Raw genomic sequence first — 3,458 nt, forward strand, 5'->3', positions numbered from 1 at the left:
GAAACGATGTTAGACCAAATTGATTATGGGTAATGAATGTTTAGAACTTAGTAGTCGTCCAAAAACGACTACTTTTTTTGTTGAATCGTCCTTGGACGATTCAATGCTTTTGACTTGTAAGAACAGGATTGAATGAAGCCATACTGTTCGCATATTTTTAGTGGATGAACGAATAAAAAATCTCTCGTATTTTGTTTGTTCATCCATGGTTTTAGAAAAAAGAGGGACGATTTCGGAAGAAGAAAATCGTCTCTTTTTTTTCTTCTTTTTGTATGACAAAAAGAAAGATCTTTTGCCCATTTTATTTTTATAAAATGGGTAGGTGGCGTTTGCGTAAAGCAAATCGACACAATCCAAAGGGGATAAAAGGGGAAAGTGAAACTTCCCCCTTTTCAAGCCACATTGTAATACAAGAACGAAGTAATTTGTATTACAATGTGATAGCTTGCAGTATTTATGGTTTTATATGGTCTATTTTGTTATAATGATTGTAACCGAATAGGGCGCAATGCTTATTACAAAATCAATGACAAAGGGCGATTGAGGAATGAGCGCTGGGGCATTTTATCTTTGAGGAGGCTATTTATGGATCAGAAAGAAGTATCACAAAATCAAACAAAGTACATTCAATTTAGATTATCTGAAGAACAATACAATAAGCTGAAAATTTCAGGAGAAACATATGGACTCTCTCCGAATCTTTATGCGAAAAAATTAGCACAAAAATCTCATTTAAAAAAACCTTATCTCGAACATGACCAAGCGAAATCTTTATTATTAGAACTCTCAAAACAAGGAACCAATTTAAATCAAATCGCCAAGAAACTCAATCAATTCGATCGGATGGACAACCAAGATAAAGAGCTGATCGTGGCTTTACGCTATACATACGGAGTACTCGCTCAAGCTCAAAAGGGGTATCAAGAGTTATGGCAACAATTGCAAAAATAAGCAATGGCGCAAGTGCAGCGAGCGCCCTTAATTATGCTTTAGGGCAAGACAGACCCATGCATGAAAAAACTGAACAGTGGCTACAAGACCATCAATTGGAACGTCCTGTGGAGCTGACAAATTGTCGGGCAGTTGCCGTGGGTGGAACCAACGGGATTGATCCCTTTATCGCCAAAGAACAATTTGATGTCATTCGACAACTTCATAACCAAACCAAAGAATCCAATCAAGTCTTGCGTATTACCCAATCTTTCGCCTTAGATGAACTGAATCCGAAAGTTCAAAAAGACTGGCAAAAAGCCAATGATTTAGGCGTTGAATTAGCAGAAAATCTCTATCCTAACCATCAAAGTGCTGTGTATACGCATTTAGACGGAAAAAATCACGTCTTACACAACCACATCATTGTCAATAAGGTCAATTTAGAGACAGGCAATAAATTAAGAGAACAAAAAGGAGAAAGCGTTCAACGAGCACGAGAAATGAATGATCGACTCGCTTCTCGAGAGAACTGGCACATTTTAGAGCCACCAAATGAGCGCCAAACAGAGACAGAAAAAGAACTAATCGCCAAAAATGAGTATTCTTACATGGATGATTTGAGAGAAAGAATCAATAAATCGCTTCAAGATGTCTCTGTGAGCTCATACGAAGCGTTTAAGGAACGATTATCTGACAATGGGGTAATTCTATCAGAAAGAGGCCAAACGTTCTCATATGCCTTTTTAGACGCCAATAACAAGCAAAGACGAGCACGAGAGACCCGATTGGGTTCTGATTTTGGAAGGGAGACCATTTTACATGAGTTGGAAAACCGAGCAAGACAAAACGAATTTAGAGCTGTTGAACAACGAGAACCAGCGATTACTCCGCTTGAGCGAGACACTCAACAAAGAGAATCAGAAATTGTTAGCCTTGAACAAGCAATTGAACCAAGAAAATCAGAAGCTCTCAAGCGAGAATCAAAAATTAATCGATTTATTGACACAATCAAACAGCTTGCAGGACGAGTACCAGAACTTACTCAACGCGTTACAAGAAAATTAAAGCAAACAAAAGAGAAAATCCTCGATGATTTTGAACGTCGCTTTTCAAAAGACATGAAAAATTACGAGCAAGAACAACAGAAAAGCCTAGAAAAACAAGTGAATAGAGACGTACAGTCTGAAAAGAAACCAACAAAAGATCATGATCGGGGGATGAGTCGATGAATAAAGATGAACAACTCGTTGTTCAAGTATTAAATGCTTATAAAAATGGTAAAATTGATTTCAGTCACGTTCCAGAACTAGACCGCTTAGTCCGTCAAGAAGTTAATAAAGACTTTCGGGGCTACCAAGAAAAAATAGAAGCTGTTGCGAGTCAAAAAATGGAGTCTGCCATTCAAGAACAACTCCATCGTTTAGAGGCAGAAAACTTAAAAGCGACCATACTGAAAGACATTCAAGTTGAAAAACAAGCATTACTCGCTTTGAAAAAAGAACTGAATGAACAAAAAGAGCAGATAAAAGCAGATCGCAAACGTGAGATTGTCGAACGTTACAGTATTTTGATTGTGAATATTATCTGCCTGTTCTGTTTCTTAGTTGTCGGTATTCTCATCGGACGATGGATTTATAAAGGTATCTGGGATGGTTGGGGTTTGCATATTTTGTATGACACAGTGATGGAAATACAGCCTAAACATCCTTATGGGGCAGTCGTTCTTGGATTAGGTGGTTTTGGTTTAATCGGTGCTGGAATTTATGGCAGTTTTCGATTAATGTATACCGCTTCAACATGGTTTGATCAACGTCCAAAAATTTTCAAAAGAATCTTTCCGAAAAAATAGAGAGTGAGGGGATATTTTGGTTTTAGATAATAAATTAGGCTTAACAAATTCAGCAGAATTAGCCAAACAAGAAGAGTTATTAACGAAAAAAAGAGCCAAAGAATTGTTTGAGTCTGGCAAAATAGAGGATCTGGAAATTGGGACGTTTCAAGGCTTATCTGATATTCATCAGTTTTTATTCCAAGATATTTACGACTTTGCAGGAAAAATTCGAGAAGTGAATATTGCGAAAGGAAACTTTCAATTTGCGCCACGTATTTTTTTAGCGCAAACACTTGAATATATTGATAAATTACCTCAAGAAACATTTGATGAAATTATTGATAAGTACTCGGATATGAATGTGGCGCATCCTTTTAGGGAAGGCAATGGACGAGCCACTCGTATCTGGTTGGATTTAATTCTTAAAAATAAACTACACAAAATTGTCGATTGGAATCAAATTGATAAGGATGAATATTTAAATGCCATGATCCGTAGTACAGTCAGCACCAATGAATTAAAATATTTGATTCAAAAGGCTTTAACCGATGATTTAGGAAAAGAACAATTCTTTAAAGGAATTGATGCGAGTTATTATTACGAGGGATATTATGAAATAAAAACAGAAGATTTATAAATAACCGATACAAACAGACTGATCAAATTCTATATTGATTAGTCTGTTTGCTTACGG

At 36.6% G+C, this 3,458-nt stretch carries 4 protein-coding genes; all 4 read left to right on the forward strand.

Annotation, left to right across the window (positions count from 1 at the left end; all coding sequences use genetic code 11):
- The first annotated feature begins 585 nt into the window (after positions 1 to 585).
- Genes mobC through fic form a run of 4 tightly spaced genes read left to right on the forward strand, consistent with a single transcriptional unit; the run spans position 586 to position 3,401 of the window.
- A complete protein-coding gene (mobC, locus tag AB0N03_RS52005) occupies positions 586 to 951 on the forward strand; it encodes a plasmid mobilization relaxosome protein MobC (protein WP_032398722.1) in 366 nt (121 codons plus the stop codon).
- The gene (locus AB0N03_RS52010; RefSeq protein WP_352177421.1) at positions 930 to 2,162 is read left to right on the forward strand and encodes a relaxase/mobilization nuclease domain-containing protein; all 1,233 of its coding nucleotides are present in this window, start codon (positions 930 to 932) and stop codon (positions 2,160 to 2,162) included. Before mobC ends, AB0N03_RS52010 begins: the two co-directional genes overlap by 22 nt.
- A complete protein-coding gene (locus AB0N03_RS52015; RefSeq protein ID WP_259760236.1) occupies positions 2,159 to 2,782 on the forward strand; it encodes a mobilization protein in 624 nt (207 codons plus the stop codon). Before AB0N03_RS52010 ends, AB0N03_RS52015 begins: the two co-directional genes overlap by 4 nt.
- A 16-nt stretch (positions 2,783 to 2,798) precedes the next feature.
- Complete coding sequence (gene fic, locus AB0N03_RS52020; RefSeq protein ID WP_003131447.1) at positions 2,799 to 3,401, forward strand: protein adenylyltransferase Fic; 603 nt, start codon at positions 2,799 to 2,801, stop codon at positions 3,399 to 3,401.
- The last annotated feature ends 57 nt before the right edge of the window (positions 3,402 to 3,458 follow it).

This window comes from Amycolatopsis sp. NPDC051061 (assembly GCF_040682935.1).
Taxonomy (GTDB): Bacteria; Actinomycetota; Actinomycetes; order Mycobacteriales; family Pseudonocardiaceae; genus Amycolatopsis.

Bases quoted from the DNA above. Each gene is read 5' to 3' on its own strand.
- mobC (WP_032398722.1), top strand. From the start codon at position 586: ATGGATCAGAAAGAAGTATCACAAAATCAAACAAAGTACATTCAATTT.
- AB0N03_RS52010 (WP_352177421.1), top strand. From the start codon at position 930: ATGGCAACAATTGCAAAAATAAGCAATGGCGCAAGTGCAGCGAGCGCC.
- AB0N03_RS52015 (WP_259760236.1), top strand. From the start codon at position 2,159: ATGAATAAAGATGAACAACTCGTTGTTCAAGTATTAAATGCTTATAAA.